The following is a 26,593-nucleotide window of genomic DNA, read 5'->3' as shown; positions in this document are numbered from 1 at the left end:
GCGAAAGGATCAGGCACATGAACTACCAGCCCCGCGGCATCAGCACCCTCCAGGGCCCGTCTTCGTACCTGGACGAGGTCAAGGCGGCTCAGGCGCTCATCGAGACCCAGCCGACCTGGAACGGGGTGACGGCCGAGGCCGTCGCCCGCATGCGCCTGCAGAACCGATTCAAGACCGGCCTCGACGTCGCCCGCTACACCGCGGCGGTGATGCGCGCCGACATGGCCGCCTATGACAACGACCCCACCAAGTACACGCAGTCGCTTGGCTGCTGGCACGGCTTCATCGCCCAGCAGAAGCTGATCTCGGTCAAGAAGCACTTCGGCAAGACCGACCGCACCTACCTCTATCTCTCCGGCTGGATGATCGCGGCGCTGCGCTCCGAGTTCGGTCCGCTGCCCGACCAGTCGATGCACGAGAAGACCTCGGTGCCGGCGCTGATCCAGGAGCTCTACACCTTCCTGCGGCAGGCCGATGCGCGCGAGCTGAACGACATCTTCCGCCTGCTCGACAAGGCGCGCAAGGAAGGCGACAAGACGCGTGAGAAGGAGCTGATCGAGAAGATCGACAACTTCCAGACCCATGTCGTGCCCGTCATCGCCGACATCGACGCGGGCTTCGGCAATGCCGAGGCGACCTATCTGCTTGCCAAGAAGATGATCGAAGCAGGCGCCTGCGCGCTGCAGATCGAGAACCAGGTCTCGGACGAGAAGCAGTGCGGTCACCAGGACGGCAAGGTCACCGTGCCGCATGACGTCTTCCTCGCGAAGATCCGCGCCTGCCGCCACGCCTTCCTCGAGCTCGGCGTCGAAGACGGCGTCGTCGTGACCCGCACCGACTCGCTCGGCGCCGGCCTGACGCAGCAGATCGCCGTCAGCCACAAGCCCGGCGACATCGGCGACCAGTACAACAGCTTCCTGGATTGCGAGGAAGTCACGCCGGAGAACGCCCGCAACGGCGACGTCATCATCAACCGCAACGGCAAGATGATGCGTCCGAAGCGGCTGCCCTCCAACCTCTACCAGTTCCGTCCCGGCACCGGTGCGGACCGCTGCGTGCTCGATTGCATCACCTCGCTCCAGAACGGCGCCGACCTGCTCTGGATCGAGACCGAGAAGCCGCATATCGAGCAGATCGCCAGCATGGTCGACCGCATCCGCAAGGTGGTTCCGAACGCCAAGCTCGCCTACAACAACTCGCCGTCGTTCAACTGGACGCTCAACTTCCGTTGGCAGGTCTACGACGCCTGGAAGGAGGCGGGCAAGGATGTCAGCAAGTACAACCGTGCCGATCTGATGAAGGCGGAATATGACGAGACGCCGCTGGCGCAGGAGGCCGACGAGCGCATCCGCACTTTCCAGGCGGATTCGGCCAAGCGTGCCGGCATCTTCCACCACCTGATCACGTTGCCGACCTACCACACGGCGGCGCTGTCGACGGACAACCTGGCACGCGAGTATTTCGGCGAGCAGGGCATGCTCGGCTATGTCAAGAACGTCCAGCGCGCCGAGATCCGTCAGGGCATCGCCTGCGTGAAGCATCAGAACATGGCCGGCTCCGACATCGGCGACGACCACAAGGAGTACTTCGCGGGCGAAGCGGCCCTCAAGGCGGGCGGCGTCCACAACACGATGAACCAGTTCGGCTAACGAACCACGCTACTCTCGACAGGAGACTGACAATGACCAAAGGCAGCAATTTCTGGGTGATCGGCGGCGAGTTCGGTTCGATGAACTTCCACAAGCTCGTGGAAGGCTCGGCCCAGGTCAAAGGTCCGTTCAAGACCCGCAAGGAAGCCGAGGACTGCTGGCGCGAGGTGTCGGAAGAGAGCCGCCACAAGGCCGGCGTCCGCTTCTCGATCGTGGAAGAGCCGCAGCGCGCCCCGGCAGCCTGATCGGGCGGCTGCCGAGTTCATCTGAGAAGACGTCCAAGGACCGATGGTCCCATCCAGGCCCTGCCTGGGTGGGATCGTCTGTTTTTGGCACAGGTGAAAGCTCTGTGGGCGCCGTAAGCCTCTGGAATTGTGGGCCTTTGCGGAGGGTGTGGTTGCTGATAGGTTAATGACGGAAAGTCGAGGACGAGGCCGACAATGTCAGAGCCCGAGACCAGCGGGATTCCCGGCCAGCCGCGCCCGGTGCGGCTGCGTGATGCGCTGCTGCGCGCGCGGATCGAGGCTGCTGACCGGACCGGCGTCGTTGTCGATCTCAGGGATGCCGAGGTGGCGCGGCTCGAGATCCTCAACGATGCGCTCGATCCCCTGTTCGCGCAGGTGCCTGATCAGATCGACCTGTTCGACCGCGGGATCAGCCAGGGCGATACGCCGAGACTCTGGATCGACGTCGTCGCCCACATCGTGATGGGGCGCGACAAGCGGATGTACCGCTTCGTCCAGGACACTCGCTTCGGCCGCATCGTGCTCGCCGAATCGCACGACACCGCCGTGATCGTCGAGGCCGTCACGGACTACGTCGCGCGCCGCATGGTCGAGCGCGAACGTGCGATGGTGGTCACGCCCGCACCGCAAGCACCGGTCGCCGAGCCGCCGCGCCGCTCGCGCTTCTGGCCGTTCGTGTTCGGGTTTGTGCTCGGTGCGGCCGCGCTGTTCGGCGTCGCTCTGCTTGCGGTCTTGCGGAACTGGTGAGGCGTCCTCCGCCGTCCTTCCGCGGCGCGCGAGGCGCGAGCCCGCAATCCATCCATCAGCACGTATTGCCGCCCGATGGATTCCGGGCTCATGCTCCGCATACCGCGGAATGACGGTGAACTAGATCAACCTTACATGCTTGATCTGCCCGACCTGAAACCCCGCCCCGAGGCTCCGCACCGTCTGCTCGCAGCGCCAGCCGGCATTGTCCTTCTCGATGGTTAACAGATTGTACGCCGCCGCCGGATAGCGTCCGTGTGCGAGCGCGGAAGCCGAGGGCACGCCGAGCACGGGAATATTGCCGTTGGGGCCTTCGACCCATATCGTCGAATGAACGTGGTCATGCCCGTGCAGGACCAGCTCGACGCCGTGGCGCTTCAACAGCGCCAGCAATTCCGGCGCGTCCGTCATCCGCTTCTGGCGTGCGTCGGATTTCAGCGGATGATGCACCAGCAGCACGCGGAAGACGTCCTCTTTCGCGAGCCGTTCGAGCACCTCTGCGAGAGCGGCGAGCTGATCGCGCCCCAGCGTACCCGTCGCCATCAGCGGCAGGGTCGGCACCGCCGTGGACAGGCTGATCAGCGCCAGCGGACCGCGCCGGCGTACGGCCGGAAAAGCCGCAGCGCCAGGCGCATCTGCGGCGATGTAGGCCAGGAACGTCTCGCCGAAGCGATGACGCGTCGCGCTGACATAGGCGTCGTGATTGCCGGGAATCGCGGTCACGCGGTCCGGCGGGCCGACGCTTTCGAGCCAGGCCAGGGCCGGCGCGAATTCCGCCTCCAGCGCCAGATTGACGAGGTCGCCCGTCACTGCAATGTGGTCGGGCGCCTGCGCCTTCATGTCGGCGACGAGCGCGTCGAGAACCTCGCGGCGCTGGTATTTGTGGCGGTTGCGCGTCCAGTTGACGTAGCCGAGCGCGCGCTTGCCCGCGAGCTCGATCAGCCGCGGCTTCGGCAAGGGCGCTAGATGCGGGTCGGAGAGATGGGCGAGCGTGAAGGGAGCCATGGCGCGCGATTGCCTCGCTATTGCTCCGCTGTAATGGCAAGCTCGCAAGGAGCACGCAAGCAAAGCCTGCAAGGGTCCGTCGAGGAAGGCTGATGGGTGAACGTCTGAACCGGGTCCGACGGAAAGCCGAGCCGCTGCTGCGGCGAGTCTTCCACGCGTATTTCCTGGTGGTCCGCGGCATGACGCTCGGCGTCCGTGCCGTGGTGCTGGATGCCGACAACCGGGTCTTCCTGGTCAGGCACAGCTACGTCAGCGGCTGGTACCTGCCGGGCGGCGGCGTCGATTTCGGCGAGACCATGGAAGAGGCATTGCGACGCGAACTCAAGGAGGAGGGCGATATCGATCTTACCGGCGAGGCGGTCCTGCATGGCATCTTCCTCAACAGCCACGTCTCCCGCCGCGACCACGTCGCGGTCTACGTGGTCAGGCAGTTCAGGCAGGATCGCCTGCCCGGGCCCAACCGCGAGATCGTCGAGTGCGGGTTCTTCGACAACACCGCATTGCCCGAGGGGACCACGCCCGGCACGCGCCTGCGGCTTGCCGAAGTGCTCGATGGCCGGCCCCCGATTGCGACGTGGCGCTGAGGGTAGCCTGTGCTAGTAACCGGCTCGACGGGTGCCACGGGAAACCGGATGAAGACTGCCAAACTCGCCTTCGGCCTGATCTGTCTTGCGATCCTCGCCAGCAACATCGCCACGATGTCTCGCTGGAGTGAGGCGCGCGGGGTCTATGACGACATCTGCTATCTCCGGCAGGCGCACCTATTCCAGCGCGTAGGTCTCGGTGGGCTCAACACCAATGCCGCCCTGGATGACGATCGCTATTTCGAAGGCAAGCTGAAGCAGATCGCGTTCGCCGAGTGGCGGGACCCGATCCGCTGGCCGTGCCACAACCCGATGCCGAACGGCAAGATCGTGATGCAATACCCGCCGGGCACCGGATTCCTGCTGGCGCTGTTTCCCGAAGGCAACCAGGTGGTGCCGCTCTACATCGCGGCGAGCCTGATCGTATGCGGTCTTGCGCTAGCGGGCATCGCCATGGCGCGCACGCTGTCTTCGGTCGCCGGTGCGGGTCTGTTCGGCGCGCTTGCCGTCTATCTCATGATCAATCCGGCCAAGGCGAGCTATTCCATCGCGCCGACGATGGCGGTGTGCGCCGTCGCAGGCTGTCTGACGGCGTTGTGGCTGACCAGGGACAAGCGCAACGTGCTGCTGATTGCGCTGATTGGCCTGCTGCTAGGCGCGTCCGTCAATTTCAGGCTGCCGAATGCGCTGCTCGTGGCCGGCTACGTCATCTATCTCGGCGTTGCGTTCCTGCGGGTGCGGACGCTGTCAGCCTTCGCGCAGGGGCTCGGCTTCGGCCTCGCTGTCCTCCTCGGCATGGCCCCGACCCTGATCGCGCAGGCGATCAATGCCGGCAGCCCGCTGGCCACGACCTATGGCAGTGCCGACGTGGTCGCGCCAGCCTTCGATCTTGCCGTGCTCGGCCAGTATCTGCGCGACATGCAATTCGTGCTGATCGTGCTCGCGATCGGCTCCACGGCCTGGCTGTTGCGCGTAGGGAAGGGGAGCGTACGGCAGGTGGCCCTGGTCGTCGCCGGCAATCTCACGGTCAACCTCGTCTTCTTCCTGAGTCACCCGGTCTTCACGCCCTATTACATCGTGCCGATCGCGATGCTGTCCCTGTGGAGCGCCTCGTTCGCCTGGCTGATTCAGCCGGGGCAGGCATCGCAGGCTGTGCCGTTCGGGCGCGAGCCGACGGGCCTCGGAGCGACGTCGCGATGACCTCAACGCAACTCCGCATCGCCGTGCTGGTGCCCTGCTACAACGAGGAGGCGACGGTTGCGGCCGTCGTTGCCGGCTTCCGCAAGGCGCTGCCATCGGCGGAGATCTACGTCTACGACAACAACTCGCGCGACCGGACCGCCGCGGTCGCGCGCGAAGCCGGCGCGATCGTGCGCAGCGAGGGACGGCAGGGCAAGGGCCACGTCGTGCGCCGCATGTTCGCGGACGTCGAGGCCGACGTCTATGTGCTGGTCGACGGCGATGCCACCTACGATGCGCCGAGCGCACCACGCATGATCGACAGGCTGCTCGATGATCATCTCGACATGGTGGTCGGCCTTCGCATCGATCAGGTCCAGTCCGCCTACCGGTTCGGCCACCGTGCCGGAAACCGCATGCTGACCGGATTCCTGTCCTCGACCTTCGGTCACGCCTTCAAGGACATCCTGTCCGGGTACCGGGTGTTCTCGCGCCGCTTCGTCAAATCCTTCCCCGTGCTCTCCGATGGTTTCGAAATCGAGACTGAGCTCGCGGTCTATGCGCTGGAATTGTCGCTGCCGGTCGCCGAGCTCGAGACGCCTTACTACGCTCGTCCTGAAGGCTCGTTCTCGAAGCTCAACACCTGGCGCGACGGCTTTCGCATCCTCGGCACCATGCTGAAGCTCTACCGTTCGGAGCGGCCGTTGCGCTTCTTCACGGCGATCGGAATCCTGCTGGCCCTGGCCTCGGTGATTCTCGCAATCCCCATCGTGATCACCTTCATCGAAACCGGCCTCGTCCCGCGCCTGCCGACTGCCGTGCTGTCGATGGGCCTGATGATCATGGCCCTGCTGTCGGCATCGTCGGGGCTCGTGCTGGACACCGTCACGCGCGGGCGGCGGGAGATGAAGATGCTCGCCTACCTGTCCCAACCGGCAGCGAAAAGCAACTGAGCGCCCTCGCTGGCCGATGGACCGCGGTGCGTTCAGGTGCTATCCCGCAATCGACATGAACGATCTCTCACTGACCATCCTTCCCGAAGCCGCCGGAGACGCTCAGGCCATCGAGCGGCTGCACGAACGTACCTTCGGTCCGGGCCGCTTCGTGCTGAGCGCCTACCGGATTCGCGAGCACGTCGATCATCTGCTCGAACTCTCCTTCACCGCCCGCATCGCGACCCTGCTGGTGGGCTCCGTCAGGCAATTGCCGATCCTGATCGGCGACACGCCCGCACTGCTGCTCGGGCCGCTCACCGTCGAGCCGCCGTTCCGCGGCCGCGGGGTCGGTCGTCTCCTGATGGAGCGGGCCTTGAACGACGCCAGGTTGAAAGGTCATCGGCTGGTGCTGCTCGTCGGTGACGAGCCTTATTACGGCCGTATCGGATTCAAGCAGGTCGAAAAAGGCCGCGTCACCATGCCGGGCCCGGTCGACGCCGCCCGCATCCTGGTCTTCGAGCTCGTCGACGGCGCCTTTGAGGGCGTGTCGGGACGAGTGGGGCCTGACTGGAGCAAGGCGCGGAGATAAGAGCCTTGGCCCAGCGTGCGTCTGCCGCGCTTCGTCTCCGCTGGAGCGCCAATTTACGGTTCATGGAGCGGCCATGGCAAAGCACCGCATCTACACCACCAGCTTCGCGAGCGTGTATCCGCTTTACATTGCGAAGGCGGAGAAGAAAGGACGCACCAAGGCGGAGGTGGATGAGATCATCTCCTGGTTGACCGGTTACGATCGGAGCCAGCTGGAAGCACAACTTGCCAAGCGGACCGATTTCGAAACCTTCTTTGCTCAGGCCCCGCGCGCCAATCCTGCGCGCACCCTCATCACCGGTGTGGTTTGCGGCGTCCGCGTCGAGACCGTCGCAGAGCCGACGATGCGTGAGATTCGCTACCTGGACAAGCTGATCGACGAACTGGCGCGCGGCAAGGCGATGGACAAGATCCTGCGGGAGGCCTGATCCGCATCTGCGGTCGCGTTCCGCCGATGCGCAGCAACGTGACGCTGCCGGATGGCTTGCGAAGGTTCAGCGCCCCTGCGGAGTGTATTGGTTGAGCTCGTGGATACCCATCTGCTGCTCCAACTGAGCGACACGGGCAGCCATCTTCTCGAAGCCATCCTCTCCAAACAGGTCGTGCTCGGTCTTCTCGAAGTCCTCGGCCATGGCGTCGTATTCATGGGCCGAGACCAGATCCTTCAGCTTCGGGAAGAGGTCTGTGTCCTCACGGGCGGCGTGTGGACGGTACATGGTGATGAACGACTGGATCGTGTCGACCAGCCGCGTACGGTCGGCGCCGCTGCTCCTGCTGGTCGGTGCCAGCCTGATGATGGTCTCGGTCAGCTTCCGGCCCGCCTCGTGCTGGCGTTCCAGGGTATCCACCAGTGCGACCATTTTCCCGGCGGTCCTGAAGCGCGGAAAGAGGTGCTTCTCCTCCGTCTTCTCATGGTAGTTGTTGATGAAGTCGCGGATGATCTCGGCTGACCGGGTGATCAGGGCGGGATCGAAGTCCTCGTTCGACGCGTATTTGCGGACCCCCGCTTCGTAGACCAGCAACACTCGATCGAGCACGCCGTGCTCGCGCATGAGATCCTCGGGCGGAGTGACTTCCTTGCCCGTTTTGCCTGTGACCGCCTCCTTCAGTTTCTCGCCGATGCCCTTCTCTTCTGCGAAGGCCCGTCGGGTGAAAACGGCTGGGGCCGCGACGGCGGCCAGCGTGCCAAACAGAAATAGGCGGCGCTTTGCTGGTGTGACGGCTTCCATGATGGACGCTCCCGTGAATGGAAACGCCGTGGATGTCTCTGTCTGAAACGGGGCGATACACGTCCGCGTGCCGACGTGGTCCTTCTTCCCTGGACATCGTGGGCGCTTTCCGCAGCAACGGCCGGTGGAAAGGCTCGTTCCAATTGCGACAGATGGAACTGGTGGCGACCGGTGACCGTCCCCGGCTGTTTCAGTTGAGCCGCGCTGTTCTTGTGCGGATGAGCGACGCAAGGCTTGTTGCGGCGCAACGGTGCTCCGGTATCTCTATGCATCGCCAGGCCGGATCGCTCCAAGCTGCGAGGCAGACTCCAGCGGCTGATGGAGGCATGGCGGCTTCGAGGCGCTCAGGAGCGCACATGGAAGCCGGCAAGGCCCATCCACCATGTGGCCCGCCGGTTTGCTGCTTGAGGCTAGAACTTGAAATTCGCGAACGCCCTGACTCCGATGCCTGGCAACAGCACCTGGTCCTTGTTGAAGGAGACGGCATTGCGGATGTTCTCGTTCAGTAGGTTGTTGCCGACCAAGCCCACATGCATCTCGCGCGCGCCGAACCAGCTTTGATGGAGCTTCGTCCTGTAGCTGACCTCGGCCCTTAGCAGGTTGTAGCCGGGCGTCGGCGTCTCCGCGATAGGTGCGATGTCGTTTTGCGCGAACGCGTGCAGCAGGTTGATCCGGGCAAACCAGTCGGCGTCGCGATAGTACACACCACCGCCCAGCCGCTGGGGCGGAATGCGTGGCACGTTGGTGCCGTCGTCGAAGGTCGCGCGCACGATGTCGTATTGACCCTCGATGCCCCAGATCCCGTTCCAGACCGGCATCACGTCGTACTGGAACTGGAATTCGCCGCCACGAAATGTCGCGTCGCGCTGCGAATAGATCGCCTGATTCAGTTCGAGCCCCGCGCCAAGCTGGCAAACGCCGTCCTCGCACGTGTTGCCGGTCAGGCGCCGGTAGATAAATCCGTTGAACTTGGTGTAGTAGCCGGTGATTTCGAAGCGAAGCGGCCCTACCGCCCGTCGCAGTCCCGCCTCGACCGACTTGGCCGTCTCGATGCCGAGATTGGGATTGCCTATGTCGAATGTGATGGTGGCATCGTGGCCGCCGCGCGAAAACAATTCCGCCGGTTTCGGCGCACGCTCGACATATTGACCGGTGATGCTCGCGACCAGATCCCAAGGAAGGTCGTGGATCAAGCCGATGCTCCCGCTCACGGGCGTGAAGTTGCGGTTGACCGCCGTTGCGGGGCCGATCGCGGCCGGATCGACGGCGAGGTCGAACACATCGGGGACGAAGGCTGGCGCCGTGCCGCTCAACCTTGCGCTCTCGACGCGCCCGGCGATCTGAGCCTTGGCAGCTTCGCTGAACTTGAACTCGTTGAAGATGTACCCGGCGACCTTTGTGTTCTTGTTCGGATCGAACAGTCCGTTGATCGGGCTGCCCGGATCGTCTGGACTCGGCGCGGTCAGCTTCTGGTGCGACGCCTGAACGCCCACGGCAGTGGTCAGCGCAGCAAAGCGGACGTCGAACGGCGCAAGCTGCACCTCGACGCGGCCTTCCTGTTCCTTGCTGGTGAAGGTTTGTCTCACGCCGAGGGAGGTGAGATCTGCAGCGTCGGCGAGCCCGACCTCATCGTGTTTATAGTCGGTGGCCCCCGCCCAGAACCGTATCGCATCGATCGCCGCAGCGTCCGGCCGATATTCACCTTTTGTCGTGAATTTTGTTTGCCGTCCGTCGATCCGCGTGAGGAACTCGCTGCCCTCGATACCAGGAATATGATAGAGCGCGTTGTGCTGCGTGATCGCCGCGCCAACATAGCCGCCATCGAAGATGTAGGAGCCGCCGACAGACCCGCCGTAGCCCTGCGATGCCGAATTCGGCTGGCGTCCGTTGAACGGCAGCGTCGGGTCGGTCAAGAACGGGTAGCTCGGGATGTTGTAATCGCCGGCCTTGCGGCCAAAGGCATCGGCATGGACGGCAAAGTTACCGCCGCCGGCGTCGAGCAGCATGGCACCTTCGACCCCGCGATCGACAGACGTCACCGCCGTCCGTGTTTCCGCGGTGATGCAGCCCGGTGATCCCATGTTCGCCAGCGGCGCCTTGGTCGGGAGTCCGTAAGTCGGAAAGGGTGCCGTGCAGGACGGCAAGGCATCCGGAATTCGATTGTTCGTTGCGCTGACCACGCCGCCGATCGCGGTGGAGCCGTAGCGCAGCGTCGCCGGTCCGCGGATGACCTCGACCTGGTTGGTTGCCAGCGGATCAATCGGCACGAAGTGATCCTCGCCGAGATCGGACGCGCCATTGCTGCCTGTTCCGTTCTCGACGATGCCGACACGGTTGGTGTCGAGGCCGCGAATGATCGGGCGGCTGGATGCGCCGGGTGCGAATTCGGAGCCGGTGATGCCGGGCTTCGAGAACAGGAGATCGCCGAGCGTGCCGCCGCCGTTGCGCCGAATTTCCTCGTTCGGCACCACGGTGACGGTCGCGAACTGATCGGTCACGATCGGCAGCACGCCTTGCTGAGGTGCGGCAGGCACCGGGGCTGCCGGCGCTGGTTCAGCCGCTTGCTCGCGGCTGCGCACCCGCGCGGTCCGCGTGCCGCCGCGCCCTGCGTTGCGGGAGGGCACCACCGCTCTGCGCACGATCGGGCTCGGCGCCGTGACGGTCACGGCCGGGATCTCCGTCGATGATTTGTCCTGGGCCGGATCTTGAGCGAAGACCGGCGTGGCGGCGGCACCGAGCAGGAGCAGGCTTGCTCCGCCGAGACGCTGGGCGCGTCGCAATTGAAATGACATGGTCCTGATTCCAGTCAGGCGCGATCCGCATGTGATTGTTGATCGGAGGCGGCCTGCCGTCGGGGCGCGACGGAATTCGACTTCAACTCTTCCCGGGCATTCGCCGATGCGCGGCGACGCTGGGCGTGATCAAGCGCTGGAAGTCAGGAGGCGGGAGGGGCGCGGGGCTGGAATGCCGTGCCGGCCGACCTCAGATGGATGAATTCGGCGTCCGTGGTGCGGCGGAGCAGATCGATGGCCTGCGGTAGCAGCAGCACGGGCGGCGTTGACGATACGACAGCACCGGCCATCGCGATGATGGCGCAGATACCGCAATTGTCCTCGCCGTGGTGGTCGCGGTCGGGCCCCGAGGGCGATTGCTTCTGGACCGCGACGCTGTCGATGGACGCAAGGCTCTTGCCGCTGTCCTTGCCGCCCTCGGCCTGATGCAGCGAGGATTGAGCGAGGGGCGCGGCCTGCGCGAACCAATGGCTGTGGCCGAACGTCAGCGCGAGCTGCACCAGCATCGCGAACAACGCGAGCCGGGCGCCGTGCCTGATATTCGACCGGAACCACTTCATCTGGAAACGCCACCCCTACATCGGAGCGTCGATCCCAGGACGCTGCGATGTTATAGTGTAACATCGCCGCATCGGTCCGCCGATGTCAACGGCAGGGGGATCAGCGCGTGCAGACCGAGGAGCCGATGTGTCGTTTGGGCAACTAGCGCCCCTCGCGGACCCAGGTGGCGGCGAAAGCGCCGAGCAGCAGCAACAGGCCGATCAGGCCGGAGAAGATCGGCAACACGCCGACGCCCTTCACGACACTGGCGTCGCGCATCCGCACCCCCATCCAGCCGTCGCCGGCAAAGACGCTGGCCGAACGCACCGGCAGGATACGCGGCAGCTCGACGCTGGAGCCGTCGGCCACGCGCACGGCGTTGCCGCCGGTTGCCTGCGCCAGCGGTCTCAAGGTATCGACCGTGGAGGTGACTTCCGAAAACTCCTTCGGATTGGTCGGGCCGACATTGATCAGCGCTTTCAGCGTGCCGTCGGTCGCCTGCCAAAGGCCGAGCTCGTTCGCCGGCAGGCTGGCGCGCCACTCGCCGGGATCGCCGGGCGAGAGCGTCAAATCCTGCGACACGCCAGACGGTGAGGTCACGCTCACCGGCTGGACGCTGTCCGCCATGGTCTGGCGCACCACGACCAAGTCCTTGCCCTGCACCTGCAGGCGCAGCGCCTCCTCGTCCAGATCAGGCTGCTTCATCAGCCAGTGCGATGTCCGCCTGAGCAGGTCGAGATGCGGGCCGCCGCCTTCATAGCCGCGCGCCCACAGCCAGATGTGGTCGGACAGCAGGAGCGCGACGCGTCCCTCCCCGAAGCGCGACAGGAACAGCAGCGGCTTGCCGTCCACGCCGGTCATGACAGGCGGATTGACCGCGTTGCGCGTGTCGACCGTGCGGAAGAATCGACTCCAGCGCGGCGGCTCGGATCCCGAGCCCTCCAGCCCGCGCGTGACGGGATGGCGTTTGCCGACGTCGGACAGATGCGCATAGAACGGCTTTTCGGTCACGCCGACCGGCTCTGCCGGCAGCACCGAATCCAGCGGCGTGCGCCAGATGCTGGTGTTGGAGGCGTAGTCGGGACCGGCGGACACCAGCACGGCGCCGCCGCCGCGCACATAGCGCGCGATGTTGTCGAAATAGGCGATCGGCAGCACGCCCTGGCGGGCGTAGCGGTCGAAGATGATCAGCTGGAATTCGTTGATCTTCTGCTGGAACAATTCGCGGGTCGGAAACGCGATCAGCGACAATTCGTTGATCGGCGTGCCGTCCTGCTTCTCCGGCGGCCGCAAAATGGTGAAGTGCACGAGGTCGACGCTGGCGTCGGATTTCAAGAGATTGCGCCAGGTGCGCTCGCCCGAATGCGGCTCGCCGGAGACCAGCAGCACGCGCAGCTTGTCGCGCACGCCGTCGATGGCGACGACGGCGCGGTTGTTCACCGGCGTCAATTCTCGCTCCAGCGGCGAAGCCTCGATCTCGACGATGTTCGGGCCGGCGTGCTTGATGTCGACGTCGACGCTTGCGGCCTGGCCACTTGATAGGGTGCGCTCGTTGATGACCTCGCCGTCGCGGCGGATCGTGACCCTGGCGCGCTCACCCGAGACGCCCTGGTCGTCGAGGCGATAGGAGATTGTCTGGGTCTGCCCGACGATGCCGAAGCGCGGCGCCGCCGTGATCGCGATGCGGCGGTCGCGCTCGTCCTTCTGGCCGGTGACCAGCGCGTGCACCGGCGCCTGGAAGCCGAGCGCGGTGGCGTTCGCGGGAATGTCATGGACGCGGCCGTCGGTGATCAGGAAGGCGCCGGCGACACGGTCGACCGGCACGTCCGACAAGGCCGAGGCGAGGGCGCCGAACAGCTTGGTGCCGTCGGTCTCGCCGTCGGCCTGGCCGGCATCGACGACGCGGACCTCGAGTCCCTTGATCTTCTTCAGGCTGTCGACCAGTCCTTCCTGCGCAGCTGCGGCCTCGCGGTTGCGGCTGCCGAAATTCTGGCTCGGGCTCTTGTCGACGACGACGGCCGCGACCGAAGTGAGGGGATCGCGGTCCTCGCGGGTGAAGGAGGGATTGGCGAGCGCCAGCAGGATCAGCGCGAGCGCAGCCACGCGCACCGCGGCGCCGCGCGCACGCGCCGCCAGCAGCACGATGGCGATGACGACGATCGCGGCGAACGCGAGCCACAGAACGATGGCGGGAACAAGCGGCGTGAACGCGATGCCGTAATTCATGTCGATCCTATTGCCCCAGCCGTTCGATCAGCGCCGGAGCGTGCACCTGGTCGGCCTTGTAGTTGCCGGTCAGCGTGTACATCACGATGTTGGCGCCGGCGCGGTAGGCGAATTCGCGCTGGCGGGGATCATCGCCGGTCACCGGCAGCATGGCCTGCCCGTCGGGCCGCACCGCCCAGGCGCCGGCAAGATCGTTCGAGGTGATGATGATCGGCGAGACGCCGTCGCCGCCGCGCGCAGGCCGCTGCGCGCTGTCCTCGTCGTCGTCTTCGCGCGGCAGCGTCTCGACCCAGGTCTGGCCGGCGGTGAAGCGGCCCGGGAAGTCGCGCAGCAGATAGAACGTCTTGGTCAGCACGTGCTCGCGCGGCACCGGCTCGAGCCCGGGCACGTCGAGCGAGGAAAGAATGTCGCGCAGCGTCTGCATGCCCGGCGTTTGCGACGCGCCGTTCGCGCCAGGCGGTGCCTCGATCGCGTCGCGGGTATCGAACAGCACGGTGCCGCCCTGCTTCATGTAGGCGTCGATCTTGTTGATGGCGTCCTGCGGCGGCTTCGGCGCGCCAGGCACGATCGGCCAATAGATCAGCGGGAAGAAGGCGAGTTCGTCCCGTGCAGGATCGATGCCGATGGGATCGCCGGCCTCCAGCGCGGTGCGCTGGGCGAGGAACAGCGTGAGCCCGTTCATTCCCGCCTTGACGATGGAATCGACGTCGGCATTGCCCGTCACGACATAGGCGAGACGGGTCTGCGACACTGCCTTCATCGCGAACTCGTCCGCTGCGCTGTCGGCACGTGCCGCCGTCGGCGCAAACGATATCAGGCCTGCCAGCGCCAGGGCGAGCACGATCGTTGCGGGCGCGGCGCGGCGCCTCAGCAGCGCGGCGAGGCCGCCGCCGAGCAGCGCGACGATGATGGCGTCGATCAGGAACAGCGCAAGCGCCGTCGACAGCAGCCAGCCGCGTAAGTCGCGCGGCTCCGCATTGGTGTAGGTCGCGTGCCGGGCGCGCAGGCTCGCGGTGTTCAAAGCGGCGATGCGGTCGGCGGCGGCAAGCGTGTTCACGGCGAGCGGTCCTTCTGCCGGACCGTAGAAGCCGGGCGGATGATCGGGGGTGGCGCGGTCGCGATAATCCGCGGGCAGCGGCTTTGCTGTCGCCGGCGGCGGACCGAAGGCGCCGAAGCCGTCGAGAATGTGCAGCGGGGCCACCGTCTCGGCACTCGCTTCGCCGGCAACCCCGGCGCCGGGCTTGGACGTGTAGCCGGACATGTCGACGACCCGCCGCAGCATTTCGACGAAGGTGCCCGACATCGGAAGGTCCGACCAGCGCATGTCGGCGCTGACATGGAACAGGCTGACGAGGCCCTTGCCGCGATGCTCGCCGGTCACCAGCGGCGTGCCGTCTTCGAGCGAGGCCCAGCTCCTGGTGGCGAGAACCGCGTCGGGCTCGGCCAGCACCTGCCGGCTCACGGTGACGTCCTTCGGGACGGCGATGCCTGCGAACGGGCCCTCGCCCGCGAAAGAGGCGAGATGCTGCGGCTTCTCCCAGGTCAGGCTGCCGCCGAGCGTGCGGCCGCCCTTGCGCAGCTTGACCGGCACGAGATCGTCTTCGGCCTGCGCCAGCCGGGGGCCTGCGAACCGCACCAGGATGCCGCCCTGGTCGACCCAGGCATTGAGACGCTCGCGGAGCTCGGGCGATATGGTTCCGACATCGGCGAGGATGATCATCGGCAGCTTCTGGTCCAGAAATTGCGTGATGCCCTGCTGCGGCGAGCCCTTGTCGGCGAGCCGCACGTCGGCGAATGGCGCCAGCGCGCGGGTGAGATAGAAGGTCGGCGCCAGCAGCGGCTGTGCGGTTTCGCTGGTCGAACCCGAGACGATGCCGATGGCGCGGCGGCGCCAGCGCTTGTCGAGCAGCTGCACGGCGCCGGCGGAGCGCTCGCCCGAGATCTCGAGCCGGGTGATGTCGTTGCGCAGCTCGACCGGCAGATCGAACGCCGCTTCGGTCTCCTTGTCCTGCGGTCCGAACGAATAGCGGGCTTCGCCGATCGGCGCGGCCTTCTGGTCGAGTGCGCGCACGGTGCCGACCGCGATGCCGCTGTCGGTGCGCAGCACCTTCACCGTCATCTTCGCCGCGGCGTTCTCGGCTGCGACCAGGGCCAGCGGGGAGGAGGTGCCGCCTTCGAACACGGTCAGGCTGCGATCGCCGATGGTCTTGCCGAGGCCCTGCACGAAGTCCTCGCCGCGGCCGGTGTCGACGCCGTCCGACAGCCAGGCGATCTCGCAGTCGCCGGTGACCTTGAGGAAACGGTCGACCGCAGTCAGCGTCTCGACGCGGTCGATCGAGTACGGCTTCGGCGCGAGTTGCCGCAGCGCGACGCGCGCTGCGCCCGCCGGCATGAGGGTGATGTCGCGGTTCGGCTCGGACAGCGGCACCAGCGCGATGGCGCGGCCGTCATTGTCGGCATTTGCGATCAGCTCGTCGGCGGTCCTGATCCTGATGTCCCAATGCGAAGCGGCGCTCCAGCCGTCGTCGAACATGATCATCAGCGGCGCCTTGCTGCCGGCCGCGCCGGTTTGCGGATTCCAGATCGGGCCGGCGGCGGCGAAGATCACCAGCGCGGCGGCGAGCAGGCGCAGCGCGGTCAGCCACCACGGCGTCCGTGAGGGCGTTTCCTCCCGCGGCGTGATGTCGAACAACAGCCGCGTCGGCGGAAACTCGATGCGCCGCGGCCGCGGCGGCATCACGCGGAGCAGCCACCACAGCACCGGTAGGCTCACGAGACCGATCAGCAGCAGCGGTTGAGTGAAGGCGAGCGGCAATCCCATCATGCGGCCGGCCCCGCCTTGATCGTCGTGGTGCGGGCGCCCGACTTGCTGACCTGCATGCCGGCATGCAGGAACAGCAGCAGCTCCGCGGCCGAGCGGTCGGTCGCGTGGGTCGTGAACAGCCAGTCGAGCTTGTTGGTCTCGGCGCGGATCTGGTCGCGGTGCAGCGCGAGGCGCGCGGTGTAATCCTGCGCCCAGCTCTCGGCGCGGCCCGCGGTAATGACGCCGAAGCCTTCCGGCTCGACGAATTCGACGCGGCCCGAATAGGGGAACGACTCTTCGGCGGGATCGACCACCTGCACCAGCGCGCCATGCGCGCCCGTGCCGGAGAGCCCTGCGAGCGTCGTCCTGATCTCGGCGATCGGCGACCAGAAATCCGACAGCACGACGATCTCGGCCAGCGCCGCCGGCACGAAGGACGGCGGCAGGCTCAGCCGGTCGGCACCGTCATGCAGCATGGCCTGCGCCATCCTGTCGATGACGCTGCGGCTTGCCGTCGGCGCCATCAGCCCGGGGATGCCGACGCGCTCGCCGCCGGCGACGAGCAGCTCGGCCAGCGCGAAGGCGACGATCAGCGTCCGTTCGAGCTTGGACTCGCGCGCGGTCCTGGAGGCGAACGCCATCGAGGGCGAGCGATCCGGCCAGATCCAGACCGTGTGGGAGGCTTCCCATTCAAGCTCGCGGACATAGAGATGGTCGTCGCGCGCCGATCGGCGCCAATCGACATTCTGCGACGGCTCGCCCGAGACGAAGCGGCGGTACTGCCAGAAATTCTCGCCGGAGCCGGCGCGCCGCCTTCCGTGCAAACCGTGAATCACGTTGGCCGCGATGCGGCGAGCCTCGAGCACCAGGCGCGGCAGCGAAGCGGCGAGCGTGCGGCTTTCGCCATCGGCACGTCGGATCGCCAGTGTCTCCTTCGCCGCGTGCCCGTTCTCTGCTGCCATCAACCGATCCGTGTCTTCAATTGCCGGATCACGTCCGGAATGGTGCGGCCTTCGGCGCGCGCCTGGAACGTCAGGGCCATGCGGTGCTTCAGCACGGGCTCGGCAAGGTCGAGCACGTCGTCGATAGACGGTGCGAGGCGCCCGTCGATCAGCGCGCGCGCGCGCACGGCCAGCATCAGGGATTGACTGGCGCGCGGACCCGGGCCCCACGCAATGAATTTGCCGGCTTCACCCGCGTCCGGACCCGGGCGGGCCGAGCGCACCAGCGACAGGATCGCCTCAACGACGGAATCCCCGACCGGCAGGCGGCGGATCAGCCGCTGGGCGGTGATCAGTGCATCGGGGCTCATCGCGCCTTTGGCCAGCGTCTCCTCGACGCCGGTGGTCTCGAACAGGATGCGGCGCTCGGCGTCGCGATCGGGATAGTCGACGTCGATCTCCATGAGGAAACGGTCGAGCTGGGCTTCGGGCAGCGGGTAGGTGCCTTCCTGCTCCAGCGGGTTCTGCGTCGCGAGCACGTGGAACGGCTTCGGCAAATCATGGCGAGCACCGGCAACCGTGATGTGCTGCTCCTGCATCGCCTGCAAGAGCGCCGACTGCGTGCGCGGGCTGGCGCGGTTGATCTCGTCCGCCATCAACAGCTGCGCGAACACCGGTCCTGAAATGAAGCGGAAGGCGCGCTTGCCCGCGGTGCTCTCATCCAGCACTTCGGCGCCGAGAATGTCCGACGGCATCAAGTCGGGCGTGAACTGGATGCGCTTGGCATCGAGACCGAGCGTGACGCCGAGCGTCTCGACCAGCTTGGTCTTGGCGAGACCCGGCACGCCGATCAAGAGCGCGTGGCCGCCGGAGAGGATCGTGACGAGCGTATTCTCGATCACGCGATCCTGGCCGAAGATGACGGAGGCGATCGCGTCCTTCGCCGCGCGAATCTGGCTCGACACCTGCTCGGCCGAACGGACGATCCCGTCCTCGAGTTTCTCGACACTCTCCGCCATTCGCTCGCTCCTTCAGCCTGCCACGCGGCTTGCCTGCATCGTCCCGTCACTACGTCGCGTGAGGTCATCACGCCGGATCATGGGCCCCATGCTAGACTTGCAGGGAAGGCCATGTATTCGTTGGATTAACCTATCCCCACCTTATCGGCTTCGGGTTATGTACGGCATCACGAAGTGGCGACCTCCACACCGGACTATCCCGGATGGAACCGCACACGTGAGTACAACGTAGACCTGCACCAATCGTGCCAATCACAAAGTCAGGGCAAACCATGGCGAACCAAGGGCAGAGCGCCGATCGCGGTCTCGAGGGGCTGACGGCTGCCGCCAAGAGCGCTGCCGATGCCGAAGGCGCCACGAAGGGCCTGCCTCCGGTGCATCTGTGGAATCCGCCGTTTTGCGGCGATCTCGACATCCGAATCGCCTCCGATGGTACTTGGTTCTATCTGGGGACGCCAATCGGGCGTCCCGCTTTGGTGCGGCTGTTCTCGACCATATTGAAGCGCGAGGGCGACAAGCATTTCCTGGTCACGCCGGTCGAGAAGGTCGGCATCCGCGTCGATGACGCGCCGTTCATGGCGGTCGAGATGCAGAAACAGGACGAGGGCGATTGTCGCGTGCTGCGGTTCCGCACCAATGTCGACGACTGGGTCACCTGCGACGCCGAACACCGGCTCCGCTTCGAGCAGGCCAGGGATGGCGGCCTGACGCCATATCTGCATGTCCGCGCCGACCTATGGGCCAAGGTTACAAGGGCGCTCTATTACGATCTGGTTGACATGGGCGAGGAGCGGGTGGTCGATGGCCAGCCGATGTTCGGTGTCGAATCGGCCGGCGAGTTCTTCGTCATGGCCGATGCTGAGCAGGTGAGGGCCGCGCTTTGAACATGAACAAGCCTATCCTGACGAACGAGCCCGTCGCGATGGGAGCTGCGGATTTCTTCGCCCGCTCGAAGGCGAAGCTTGGCTTCGACGTGCCGCCGGGCCTTTACGATCCCAACATCATCCCTGCCTCGGGCGATCCCGGCACCGACAAGATGCTCGAGATCATCGCGCGGGAGCAGCCGGTGCGCCCCGCAGCGGTGCTGATCGCGGTGGTCGACCATCCCGAGCCGACCATCCTGCTGACGCAGCGCTCGGCGCATCTCAACGACCATGCCGGTCAGATCGCCTTTCCCGGCGGCAAGATCGACGCGACCGATTCCTCGCCGCTCGATGCCGCGCTGCGCGAGGCCGAGGAGGAGGTCGGGCTGTCCCGAGAGTTCGTGGAGCCGCTCGGCTATCTCGATCTCTACGGCACCGCCTTTGGCTTTCGCATCCTGCCGACGGTGGCCAGGGTGCGGCCAGGCTTCGAGCTCGCCATCAACCATTCCGAGGTCGATGACGCCTTCGAGGTGCCGCTATCCTTTCTCATGAACCCGGTGAACCACCAGGTGCACAGCAAGGAATTCCGTGGCCTGGAGCGATCCTATTACGCGATGCCCTTCGCCGAACGCTACATCTGGGGGGCGACGGCCGGAATGCTGCGTGTGCTCTATGAGCGGATCTATTCATCATGATCCGGACGATTCTGACCGAGATCGGAATCTTCCTCATTCCCTTTGCCGTCTATGCGCTGTTTCTGGCTGCTGCGCGCTCCGGCGTGTTCGCGCGGTCGTCCTGGCCGGTCACCGTCGTTGCGCGCCTCGCTCTGGTCGCGATCGTGCTGGTGATTGCGGGGCTGATCGGCCTCGCGCATTTCTCCGGCGCGCCGCCGGATTCGACCTACGTTCCCGCCCATATCGAGAACGGCAAGCTCGTGCCGGGCGCAGAAAAGTAGGGGCCTCCCGATGAGTGCGGAGCCGTTACTCGCCCATGCGCCCTGGCTGACCGCAGGCGGGACCGCGCGCGTCCTGGAACTGCTCAGCACCGCTGGCGAGGAGGCGCGGGTGGTGGGTGGTGCCGTGCGCAACGCGCTGCTCGGCCTCCTGCCTGGTGACATCGACATCGCGACCACGGCGCTGCCGGACGAGGTGATGCGGCGCGCCAAGGCCGCCGGCATCAAGGGCGTGCCGACCGGCATCGACCATGGCACCGTCACGCTCGTGATCGACGGGCATCCCTATGAAGTCACGACGCTGCGCCAGGATACCGAGACCTTCGGCCGCAAGGCCAAGGTTGCGTTCGGCCGCGACTGGGTGAAGGACGCCGAGCGGCGCGACTTCACCATGAACGGCCTCTCGGCCGATGCGCACGGTGTCGTCTACGACTATGTCGGCGGCATCGCCGATGCCCAAGCGCGCCGCGTGCGCTTCATCGGCGATCCCGACCAGCGCATCGCCGAGGATTACTTGCGCATCCTGCGCTTCTTCCGCATCCACGCCGCCTTCGGTGCCGGCGAGCCCGACCGCGACGGCTATCTCGCCTGCATCCGGGGACGCGCGGGCCTGGCCAACCTGTCGGCCGAGCGGGTGCGCATGGAGATGCTGAAATTGCTGGTGGCCGGCGGTGCAGCTGCGGCCGTCCTCGCCATGGCCGAGGGCGGATTGCTGCAGCCGCTGGTCGGCGGCGTCGCCTATACGAGTCCCTTCGCGGCGATGATCGCGACCGAGCGCGCGCTCGGCCTTGCTCCAAACAGCACGCGACGTCTCGCCGCGCTCTCGGTCGCCGTCACCGAGGACGCCAAGCGCGTCGCCGTGCGCTTGCGGCTCTCCAACGCCGAGACCAAGGCGCTGGATTCGATGGGCCATCGCTGGTGGCGCCTCGCCACCAAGGACGAGGCCAATGCACGGCGGCTGCTCTACCGGCTCGGCGTGGAGCGCTATCGCGATCGCGTGCTGCTGGCCTGGGCGAGGAACGGCGGCGACGTGCATTCGCCGCGCTGGCGCTCGCTCGCCGAGCTGCCGCAGCGCTGGACCGCGCCGAAATTTCCGTTGAAGGCCGCCGATTTCATCGCGCGCGGCATGACGGAAGGGCCCGGGCTCGGACACGTGCTGACGCTCGCCGAGGACGCCTGGCTCGCCGCGGATTTTCCCCTGGACGAGGCTGCGCTCGCTTCGATCGCCGACCAGGCTGCGGCCCGCGTCGGCCGCGATGAGAAAACCTAGGCTCGCTGGCGATGATCGCGGCGCCCCGGGATCGCCCCGAGCATCGGACTTTCGCCTGTCTCAGCTAGGCCAACCGGCTTCCCGCGAGCATGATGCGGCGCTCCTCCATCCGTGGCGCCCACGGGTCACCCGAGGGATCGTCACCCAGTCTCTCTGCAAGAAAGTCGATAAAGAGACGAAGCCGGCTCGGCGAGAAACGCCGATGCGGGTAGAGGACATGAACGCCGAGGCTGCCCCAGTCGCAATCCTCCAGGATCGGGACCAGCAGGCCCGCCTCGATGTCCTTGCCGCAGACAAATGACGGAAGCCAGGAGACGCCAAGGCCCGCAACGGCCGCCTTGCGCAACGTATCGGCGCTCGTCGAGGCGAGCCGGGCGGTCATCCTGACCCTGCCGTGCATCTCACGCCGGCGCCAGGACCAGTCCAGACGAGGCGCGGGCTGCGAGAAGGTCAGCGCGGGCAGGGCTGCGAGAATCTCGGGCGTCTCGGGCACGCCGTGCCTGGCCAGGAATTCCGCGCTTGCCACGACGCGAAAGTGGGTTGTCGCGAGCTTGCGTCCGATCAGCGCGGTGTCGAGCGACGGTGCGACCCGGATCGCCATGTCGAAGCCTTCTTGCACGAGATCCACCGGGCGGTTCGTCAGGTCGGCGACGACGGCGATCCCGGGATGCCGCGACATGAAATCGACGAGCAGCGGCGCGAGGTGGTCCTGGCCCAGTTCGACCGGCGCCGTCACGCGGAGCGTCCCGCGCGCCAGCCGTTTCTCCGCTCCGACGGTGCCCTCCGCCTCGTCGACGGCTTCGAGGATTGCGAGCACCTTCTCGAGGTAGAGCTGCCCCTCCGGAGTCGGTCGGACCGAGCGCGTGGTTCTGTCGAGAAGCCGGGCTCCGGTGCGCTCCTCGAGATGACCGACATGCTTGGCCACCATTGCGGCTGACATCGCGCAGGCGCGGGCCGCCGCGTTGAATCCGCCGAGCTCAACCACCCGCACGAAGACACGCATGCTGCTCAGCGTATCCATGGCCTATCGCACACTCCCAGTCATCATCGTTCCTACCACGCGGTGAATTCCCGCAAGCGTCTCGGCGGCGTAGATCGCGCGAGCCCGCTCGGGCCGTTGCGAACAAGAGGTACCACATGACGACATTGCTGCAATTCGACTTCGCGTTTGATGGGCCGTGGGGAGAAGATCTCCAGATCGCCTGCCGCGATCTTGCGGACGACATCGCGGCCCAGCCCGGGCTCATCTGGAAGCTCTGGGGCGAGAACCGCGACGCCGGCCGCGCGGCAGGCATCTACCTGTTCGAAACGCCGGCAGCTGCCGCTGCGTATGTCGCCAAACATCGGCCCCGTCTCGCCGCCCTTGGCGTGACCGACCCCGCCATTTCGTCCTTCAGCCTCAACCTGCCGCTGTCTCGCATGACGCGGGCGCCATTCTGAGAGGGTAGGCGATGTACACGACCATTGCCGAAGTCGAGATCGAGGATCTCGCGCGCTTTCTGTCCGTCTTTGCAACGGATGGCCGCAACAAGCGGGAGGCGCATGGAAGCCTCGGCGCCGAGGTGCTGTTCGCATCGGATGGCTCGGACCGGGTGATCGTCCTGATCGACTGGCGGGACGAAGCGGCCTGCGACGCCTTTCGATCCGATGCCTCGGTGCCGCCGACCATGGCCAATGGCGGCGCCAAGGGCCGGCCGCGATTCACACCCGTCATCAGGGCGGGCCGGTTCGTCGCATGACGTCGGACGCGGCGGCCAAGCCGGCTGCCGCGTGCCTCGCTGACATCGAGAAGCGTTGAACCTGTGATTGATCAACGATACCCTTGCAAGTGCCCGGCTGGCAGGAAATCAAAGGGGGAGCGTGATGGTCCGCAAGTTGACGGCATGTGCAATCGTTGCGACGGGCATGTGTTTCGCCGGCGTGACAAACGCTGAGGCGCAGCAGCCGGACTTCAACGCGCCTGACCTGATCCTTGTCAATGGAAAGGTTCTGACGCTGGACGAACGATCGACCGTCACGGAGGCCGTCGCCGTTGCAGATGGAAAGATCCTCGCAACCGGAACCAGTGCTTCGATGAGGTCGCTTGCCGGCGCCCGCACCCGCGTGATCGATGTGTCTGGCAAGACCGTCATTCCTGGATTGATCGATACCCACGCTCACTTCAAGGCGGCTGGGCTGGGCGACTATGTCGTAGGCCTGGGCCGGGCCAGGACCGTCGCGGAAGCGCTCGAGGCCATCAAGTCATTCGTTGCGAAGAGGAAGCCGGGCGAGTGGATCGTGGGCGGCGCGTGGCATCCGCCGTCCCAGCTTGCCGAGAAACGTTATCTGACGAGGCAGGAGATCGACAGCGTTGCTCCCAACAACCCGGTCTATCTTCGCACCGTCGGGCATTTCTCCATGGCGAACACCATGGCTCTACAATTGGTCGGCGTCGACAAGTCCACCGCGGATCCGAGTGGTGGAAAGTTCGAGCGCGACGCGGCCGGTGACTTCACAGGCCTGCTCGTGGAATCGGCGATCGATCGGGTCGAGAAGGCCGTGCCGCCCTGGACGGAGGCTGACGAAATACGGCAATTCACCATCGCCCAGGGCGTGCTGAACAGCTTCGGTATCACGAGCGCGGTCGAAGGAGCGACGGAGGCACGCGACATCCGCACGCTGCAGAAGCTCGTCGCATCCGGGAAAGCGACCCTGCGCACCGGCGTGATGTTTCGACCGGAGCCACCTGCCGATCTGACCGCATGGGAAGCGATCATGGCGGGCAATGGGGCCTCCTCGGGGTTTGGCAACGATTGGCTCAAGTTTGCCGGCATCAAGATCTTCTACGACGGCGGCATGACTCTGAAGACGGCGCTCATGCGCGACGTGTATCCCGATTCACATGACAACTACCATGGCATTGCGCAGCAGACGCCGGAGCGGCTGAAGCAGCTCGTCTCCATCTGCAACCGTTATGACTGGCGTGTCGGCGTTCACGTGGTGGGTGACCTTGGTATCGACCATGTGCTCGATGCGTTCGAGTCGGCAGACAAGGAAAAATCGATCCGCGACCGTCGCTTCGTCCTCATTCACGCCAGCCTGATCCGGCCGGAACAGATGGAGCGTGCGCAAAGACTTGGAGTCCGTATCGATTTCCAGAACGCCTTCATGTGGGACAAAGCCGCGACCGTCGAGCGATTTCTCGGGCGAGCGACCGCTGACCGCGCCGTACCGACCAGGACGATGATCGAGAAAATGGGAATCGATAGCCTCGGCGCCGGCACGGACTTTCCCGTAAACCCGATCAACCCCTTCCTCAACATGTATGTCATGGTGACCAGGAAGGATCCCAACGGAAACGCCTACGGCGCGGCAGAGGCCATAACGCGCGAGCAGGCCCTGCGCCTCTACAGCAGCGCGGCTTCGCGCTCAACGTTCGACGAAGCGCGTAAGGGGACCATCGAGCCCGGAAAGCTCGCGGACATCGTGGTGCTCTCCGCGGACTACACGGCCGTGCCCGAGGACCAGATCAAGGACATCAAGGCGGACCTGACGATCGCCGGCGGCAAAGTCGTCTTTCAGCGCTGAATCGACACCGACAGACAAATGCCGCGCGAGGTCCGCACGCTGGGCGTTGACCCGAACAGCGCCGCAACGTCGACGCTTGCCGAACAGGAGTTCGGCGTTAACCAACGCCAACGGTTCCGGTCTGCGCGCGATCGCTTCGAAGTTTCTTAAATTTTGCTGGGTACCTCTTCCAGGCACGGTGACCTGGAGAAAATGATGGGCAAGCGCGCCAAACGTGGAAAGGCAGAGCCGCTCGCCCTGCCAATGGTCGCGAGAGTCGCAATTGGCGCTGTGGCCGTCGCCGCGTTGGGCTACGGTTTGCTGTCTCGCCCGGCGGGCGTGCAGCCGATGCGCAAACCGTCCGCGCCGCAAGCCATGGCTTCGTCAACTCCGGTTTATGTGGCAGCACCAGTTCGTGCATCAGCGCCAGCTCCGGCTCCAGTCGCGCCCCCGGCGCCGCCGGCGGAACCACCGAAAGCTGCCGACGGTCCCGAAGCTCTTGTCCGGCAGGTGGTGGATTATGCCAGCCGCCAGCCGCCGGGCACCGTGATCATCGATACCAAGAACACATTCCTGTACTTCGTCCTGAACGACACGCAGGCGTTGCGCTACGGCATCGGTGTTGGCCGCGAAGGTTTCACATGGTCGGGTGAGCAGACCGTGGCCCGCAAGGCAGAATGGCCGGATTGGCGCCCGCCCGACGAGATGGTCTCGCGTCAACCTTACCTGCCGCGGTTCATGGCAGGCGGTCCCGGCAACCCGCTCGGCGCTCGTGCGATGTACCTGGGCGAAACCGAATATCGAATTCACGGCACCAACAAGCCCGATACGATCGGCAAGCGGGTGTCGTCCGGCTGTATTCGGCTGACCAATGAAGACGTCGTCGATCTCTATGACCGCGTGAAGGTCGGCGCGAAGGTGATCGTGCTTCCGGCAACCGCTTCCCGCCGGCCATCCCAGGGAGCGCCGTCCGATGCTGCCTCGCGGTCGCCGGACCCGGCATCGCCGTCGAACCGCCCTTCGGCAACCAACGCGCAGATGCTGTCATCCGGACCGAAGATTGCCGAGGTCCGGTAACACCGAATGCCGCGATCCAAGCCGGAACGCGCCCCTGGGCGTGACTAGTCCCCGTCCTCCTCCTCGTCTTCCTCCTCCTCGTCGTCTTCCTCGACCTGAACGAGCACGGCGAGTGGCAGCGTCTCGCGGAACAAATCGCCCTCCATGCCCATCCACAGGCACAGCACTTCGTCCTGCTTGACCTCCGCGACGGTCAGCGGCTGGCCGCCGGACTTCAGCATCACGACATCGCCGGCTTTCAGATCCATGGATTTTCCTTTCGGTTGATCGACGCGATGACGAGGCTAGCAGGCCGTCATGACAGGTCGATCACGCCTGCTGCGCCCGCCGGGAAATTCTGCAGGGCGCGCGTTGCGGCATGGGCTCAGGCGCGCTCGATCGCACTCGCGTGGTTCGGCAGGCG

General features: G+C 65.8%; 26 protein-coding genes. 16 read left to right on the top strand and 10 right to left on the bottom strand.

Annotated features, from left to right (window positions below; all coding sequences use genetic code 11):
* Positions 1-17 precede the first annotated feature (17 nt).
* The 3 genes from ASG57_RS06210 to ASG57_RS06200 all read left to right on the top strand — a co-directional run bounded on the left by ASG57_RS06210 (position 18) and on the right by ASG57_RS06200 (position 2,641).
* A complete protein-coding gene (locus tag ASG57_RS06210) occupies positions 18-1,649 on the top strand; it encodes an isocitrate lyase (protein WP_024341446.1) in 1,632 nt (543 codons plus the stop codon).
* A 32-nt stretch (positions 1,650-1,681) separates the two neighbouring features.
* Entirely contained in the window at positions 1,682-1,894 is a 213-nt protein-coding gene (locus ASG57_RS06205) for a DUF4170 domain-containing protein (RefSeq protein ID WP_024341447.1), read from the top strand.
* 195 nt (positions 1,895-2,089) lie between these two features.
* Positions 2,090-2,641, top strand: coding sequence for a hypothetical protein (locus ASG57_RS06200; protein WP_024341448.1), 552 nt, complete (start codon positions 2,090-2,092; stop codon positions 2,639-2,641).
* A gap of 120 nt (positions 2,642-2,761) precedes the next feature.
* Here the strand turns inward: ASG57_RS06200 and ASG57_RS06195 are convergent, their stop codons facing one another.
* The gene (locus tag ASG57_RS06195) at positions 2,762-3,646 is read right to left on the bottom strand and encodes a metallophosphoesterase family protein (RefSeq protein WP_057195893.1); all 885 of its coding nucleotides are present in this window, start codon (positions 3,644-3,646) and stop codon (positions 2,762-2,764) included.
* A gap of 92 nt (positions 3,647-3,738) precedes the next feature.
* Here ASG57_RS06195 and ASG57_RS06190 point away from each other — a divergent pair, with 92 nt between their 5' ends.
* The 5 genes from ASG57_RS06190 (at position 3,739) to ASG57_RS06170 (ending at position 7,360) form a co-directional block, all read left to right on the top strand.
* Positions 3,739-4,230 carry an NUDIX domain-containing protein gene (locus tag ASG57_RS06190; protein WP_024341450.1) on the top strand — a complete coding sequence of 164 codons (492 nt, stop codon included), beginning with the start codon at positions 3,739-3,741 and terminating at the stop codon, positions 4,228-4,230.
* 48 nt (positions 4,231-4,278) lie between these two features.
* Complete coding sequence (locus ASG57_RS06185) at positions 4,279-5,430, top strand: hypothetical protein (protein ID WP_057195892.1); 1,152 nt, start codon at positions 4,279-4,281, stop codon at positions 5,428-5,430.
* Positions 5,427-6,362 (top strand): glycosyltransferase family 2 protein, encoded by a 936-nt coding sequence (locus ASG57_RS06180; protein WP_057195891.1) that lies wholly within the window; start codon positions 5,427-5,429, stop codon positions 6,360-6,362. The genes ASG57_RS06185 and ASG57_RS06180 overlap by 4 nt, the downstream gene beginning before the upstream one ends.
* A 55-nt stretch (positions 6,363-6,417) precedes the next feature.
* Positions 6,418-6,933 carry a GNAT family N-acetyltransferase gene (locus ASG57_RS06175; RefSeq protein WP_024341453.1) on the top strand — a complete coding sequence of 172 codons (516 nt, stop codon included), beginning with the start codon at positions 6,418-6,420 and terminating at the stop codon, positions 6,931-6,933.
* A 73-nt stretch (positions 6,934-7,006) separates the two neighbouring features.
* A complete protein-coding gene (locus ASG57_RS06170) occupies positions 7,007-7,360 on the top strand; it encodes a DUF2200 domain-containing protein (protein ID WP_057195890.1) in 354 nt (117 codons plus the stop codon).
* A 66-nt stretch (positions 7,361-7,426) separates the two neighbouring features.
* Here the strand turns inward: ASG57_RS06170 and ASG57_RS06165 are convergent, their stop codons facing one another.
* The 7 genes from ASG57_RS06165 to ASG57_RS06135 form a co-directional block, all read right to left on the bottom strand.
* Positions 7,427-8,161, bottom strand: a complete 735-nt coding sequence (locus tag ASG57_RS06165; protein WP_024341455.1) for a hemerythrin domain-containing protein — start codon at positions 8,159-8,161, stop codon at positions 7,427-7,429.
* A 410-nt stretch (positions 8,162-8,571) separates the two neighbouring features.
* Positions 8,572-10,953 carry a TonB-dependent receptor gene (locus ASG57_RS06160; protein WP_057195889.1) on the bottom strand — a complete coding sequence of 794 codons (2,382 nt, stop codon included), beginning with the start codon at positions 10,951-10,953 and terminating at the stop codon, positions 8,572-8,574.
* Between the two features lie 143 nt (positions 10,954-11,096).
* Positions 11,097-11,513: a DUF2946 domain-containing protein gene (locus ASG57_RS06155; protein WP_024341457.1), complete on the bottom strand. Its 417-nt coding sequence runs from the start codon at positions 11,511-11,513 to the stop codon at positions 11,097-11,099.
* 142 nt (positions 11,514-11,655) lie between these two features.
* Entirely contained in the window at positions 11,656-13,719 is a 2,064-nt protein-coding gene (locus ASG57_RS06150; protein ID WP_024341458.1) for a membrane protein, read from the bottom strand.
* A 7-nt stretch (positions 13,720-13,726) separates the two neighbouring features.
* Positions 13,727-16,543, bottom strand: a complete 2,817-nt coding sequence (locus ASG57_RS06145; RefSeq protein ID WP_057195888.1) for a DUF4159 domain-containing protein — start codon at positions 16,541-16,543, stop codon at positions 13,727-13,729.
* Entirely contained in the window at positions 16,540-17,484 is a 945-nt protein-coding gene (locus ASG57_RS06140) for a DUF58 domain-containing protein (protein WP_024341460.1), read from the bottom strand. The genes ASG57_RS06145 and ASG57_RS06140 overlap by 4 nt, the downstream gene beginning before the upstream one ends.
* On the bottom strand, positions 17,484-18,482 hold the full coding sequence (locus ASG57_RS06135) for an AAA family ATPase (RefSeq protein WP_024341461.1): 999 nt from the start codon (positions 18,480-18,482) through the stop codon (positions 17,484-17,486). The genes ASG57_RS06140 and ASG57_RS06135 overlap by 1 nt, the downstream gene beginning before the upstream one ends.
* 272 nt (positions 18,483-18,754) lie before the next feature.
* On the opposite strand from ASG57_RS06135, the gene ASG57_RS06130 reads away from it, so the two are divergent.
* The 4 genes from ASG57_RS06130 to ASG57_RS06115 are packed head-to-tail and all read left to right on the top strand — an operon-like array spanning position 18,755 to position 21,567.
* Entirely contained in the window at positions 18,755-19,366 is a 612-nt protein-coding gene (locus tag ASG57_RS06130; protein ID WP_057195887.1) for a DUF1285 domain-containing protein, read from the top strand.
* Between the two features lie 2 nt (positions 19,367-19,368).
* Entirely contained in the window at positions 19,369-20,040 is a 672-nt protein-coding gene (locus tag ASG57_RS06125; RefSeq protein WP_024341463.1) for a CoA pyrophosphatase, read from the top strand.
* Positions 20,037-20,300 carry a DUF6111 family protein gene (locus ASG57_RS06120; RefSeq protein ID WP_057195886.1) on the top strand — a complete coding sequence of 88 codons (264 nt, stop codon included), beginning with the start codon at positions 20,037-20,039 and terminating at the stop codon, positions 20,298-20,300. The genes ASG57_RS06125 and ASG57_RS06120 overlap by 4 nt, the downstream gene beginning before the upstream one ends.
* A gap of 10 nt (positions 20,301-20,310) precedes the next feature.
* Positions 20,311-21,567, top strand: coding sequence for a CCA tRNA nucleotidyltransferase (locus tag ASG57_RS06115; RefSeq protein ID WP_057195885.1), 1,257 nt, complete (start codon positions 20,311-20,313; stop codon positions 21,565-21,567).
* Between the two features lie 64 nt (positions 21,568-21,631).
* On the opposite strand, the gene ASG57_RS06110 is transcribed toward ASG57_RS06115, so the two are convergent.
* Complete coding sequence (locus tag ASG57_RS06110) at positions 21,632-22,588, bottom strand: LysR family transcriptional regulator (protein WP_057195884.1); 957 nt, start codon at positions 22,586-22,588, stop codon at positions 21,632-21,634.
* Between the two features lie 116 nt (positions 22,589-22,704).
* Here ASG57_RS06110 and ASG57_RS06105 point away from each other — a divergent pair, with 116 nt between their 5' ends.
* The 4 genes from ASG57_RS06105 (at position 22,705) to ASG57_RS06090 (ending at position 26,190) form a co-directional block, all read left to right on the top strand.
* Positions 22,705-23,007 carry a monooxygenase gene (locus ASG57_RS06105; protein WP_024341467.1) on the top strand — a complete coding sequence of 101 codons (303 nt, stop codon included), beginning with the start codon at positions 22,705-22,707 and terminating at the stop codon, positions 23,005-23,007.
* Between the two features lie 11 nt (positions 23,008-23,018).
* Complete coding sequence (locus tag ASG57_RS06100; RefSeq protein ID WP_057195883.1) at positions 23,019-23,306, top strand: antibiotic biosynthesis monooxygenase; 288 nt, start codon at positions 23,019-23,021, stop codon at positions 23,304-23,306.
* 124 nt (positions 23,307-23,430) lie between these two features.
* On the top strand, positions 23,431-25,134 hold the full coding sequence (locus ASG57_RS06095) for an amidohydrolase (RefSeq protein WP_057195882.1): 1,704 nt from the start codon (positions 23,431-23,433) through the stop codon (positions 25,132-25,134).
* A 195-nt stretch (positions 25,135-25,329) separates the two neighbouring features.
* The gene (locus ASG57_RS06090; protein WP_057195881.1) at positions 25,330-26,190 is read left to right on the top strand and encodes a L,D-transpeptidase; all 861 of its coding nucleotides are present in this window, start codon (positions 25,330-25,332) and stop codon (positions 26,188-26,190) included.
* Between the two features lie 44 nt (positions 26,191-26,234).
* On the opposite strand, the gene ASG57_RS06085 is transcribed toward ASG57_RS06090, so the two are convergent.
* Positions 26,235-26,438 (bottom strand): DUF2158 domain-containing protein, encoded by a 204-nt coding sequence (locus ASG57_RS06085; RefSeq protein WP_057195880.1) that lies wholly within the window; start codon positions 26,436-26,438, stop codon positions 26,235-26,237.
* Positions 26,439-26,593: the final 155 nt, after the last annotated feature.

The sequence above is a fragment of the Bradyrhizobium sp. Leaf396 genome (assembly GCF_001424605.1).
Classification (GTDB): Bacteria; Pseudomonadota; Alphaproteobacteria; order Rhizobiales; family Xanthobacteraceae; genus Bradyrhizobium; species Bradyrhizobium japonicum_C.
This window is presented reverse-complemented; position numbering and strand designations above follow the sequence as displayed.

Excerpts from the sequence above, each read along its gene's own strand:
- ASG57_RS06210 (WP_024341446.1), top strand. The coding sequence starts at position 18 with ATGAACTACCAGCCCCGCGGCATCAGCACCCTCCAGGGCCCGTCTTCG.
- ASG57_RS06205 (WP_024341447.1), top strand. The coding sequence starts at position 1,682 with ATGACCAAAGGCAGCAATTTCTGGGTGATCGGCGGCGAGTTCGGTTCG.
- ASG57_RS06200 (WP_024341448.1), top strand. The coding sequence starts at position 2,090 with ATGTCAGAGCCCGAGACCAGCGGGATTCCCGGCCAGCCGCGCCCGGTG.
- ASG57_RS06195 (WP_057195893.1), bottom strand. The coding sequence starts at position 3,646 with ATGGCTCCCTTCACGCTCGCCCATCTCTCCGACCCGCATCTAGCGCCC.
- ASG57_RS06190 (WP_024341450.1), top strand. The coding sequence starts at position 3,739 with ATGGGTGAACGTCTGAACCGGGTCCGACGGAAAGCCGAGCCGCTGCTG.
- ASG57_RS06185 (WP_057195892.1), top strand. The coding sequence starts at position 4,279 with ATGAAGACTGCCAAACTCGCCTTCGGCCTGATCTGTCTTGCGATCCTC.
- ASG57_RS06180 (WP_057195891.1), top strand. The coding sequence starts at position 5,427 with ATGACCTCAACGCAACTCCGCATCGCCGTGCTGGTGCCCTGCTACAAC.
- ASG57_RS06175 (WP_024341453.1), top strand. The coding sequence starts at position 6,418 with ATGAACGATCTCTCACTGACCATCCTTCCCGAAGCCGCCGGAGACGCT.
- ASG57_RS06170 (WP_057195890.1), top strand. The coding sequence starts at position 7,007 with ATGGCAAAGCACCGCATCTACACCACCAGCTTCGCGAGCGTGTATCCG.
- ASG57_RS06165 (WP_024341455.1), bottom strand. The coding sequence starts at position 8,161 with ATGGAAGCCGTCACACCAGCAAAGCGCCGCCTATTTCTGTTTGGCACG.
- ASG57_RS06160 (WP_057195889.1), bottom strand. The coding sequence starts at position 10,953 with ATGTCATTTCAATTGCGACGCGCCCAGCGTCTCGGCGGAGCAAGCCTG.
- ASG57_RS06155 (WP_024341457.1), bottom strand. The coding sequence starts at position 11,513 with ATGAAGTGGTTCCGGTCGAATATCAGGCACGGCGCCCGGCTCGCGTTG.
- ASG57_RS06150 (WP_024341458.1), bottom strand. The coding sequence starts at position 13,719 with ATGAATTACGGCATCGCGTTCACGCCGCTTGTTCCCGCCATCGTTCTG.
- ASG57_RS06145 (WP_057195888.1), bottom strand. The coding sequence starts at position 16,543 with ATGATGGGATTGCCGCTCGCCTTCACTCAACCGCTGCTGCTGATCGGT.
- ASG57_RS06140 (WP_024341460.1), bottom strand. The coding sequence starts at position 17,484 with ATGGCAGCAGAGAACGGGCACGCGGCGAAGGAGACACTGGCGATCCGA.
- ASG57_RS06135 (WP_024341461.1), bottom strand. The coding sequence starts at position 18,482 with ATGGCGGAGAGTGTCGAGAAACTCGAGGACGGGATCGTCCGTTCGGCC.
- ASG57_RS06130 (WP_057195887.1), top strand. The coding sequence starts at position 18,755 with ATGGCGAACCAAGGGCAGAGCGCCGATCGCGGTCTCGAGGGGCTGACG.
- ASG57_RS06125 (WP_024341463.1), top strand. The coding sequence starts at position 19,369 with ATGAACAAGCCTATCCTGACGAACGAGCCCGTCGCGATGGGAGCTGCG.
- ASG57_RS06120 (WP_057195886.1), top strand. The coding sequence starts at position 20,037 with ATGATCCGGACGATTCTGACCGAGATCGGAATCTTCCTCATTCCCTTT.
- ASG57_RS06115 (WP_057195885.1), top strand. The coding sequence starts at position 20,311 with ATGAGTGCGGAGCCGTTACTCGCCCATGCGCCCTGGCTGACCGCAGGC.
- ASG57_RS06110 (WP_057195884.1), bottom strand. The coding sequence starts at position 22,588 with ATGGATACGCTGAGCAGCATGCGTGTCTTCGTGCGGGTGGTTGAGCTC.
- ASG57_RS06105 (WP_024341467.1), top strand. The coding sequence starts at position 22,705 with ATGACGACATTGCTGCAATTCGACTTCGCGTTTGATGGGCCGTGGGGA.
- ASG57_RS06100 (WP_057195883.1), top strand. The coding sequence starts at position 23,019 with ATGTACACGACCATTGCCGAAGTCGAGATCGAGGATCTCGCGCGCTTT.
- ASG57_RS06095 (WP_057195882.1), top strand. The coding sequence starts at position 23,431 with ATGGTCCGCAAGTTGACGGCATGTGCAATCGTTGCGACGGGCATGTGT.
- ASG57_RS06090 (WP_057195881.1), top strand. The coding sequence starts at position 25,330 with ATGGGCAAGCGCGCCAAACGTGGAAAGGCAGAGCCGCTCGCCCTGCCA.
- ASG57_RS06085 (WP_057195880.1), bottom strand. The coding sequence starts at position 26,438 with ATGGATCTGAAAGCCGGCGATGTCGTGATGCTGAAGTCCGGCGGCCAG.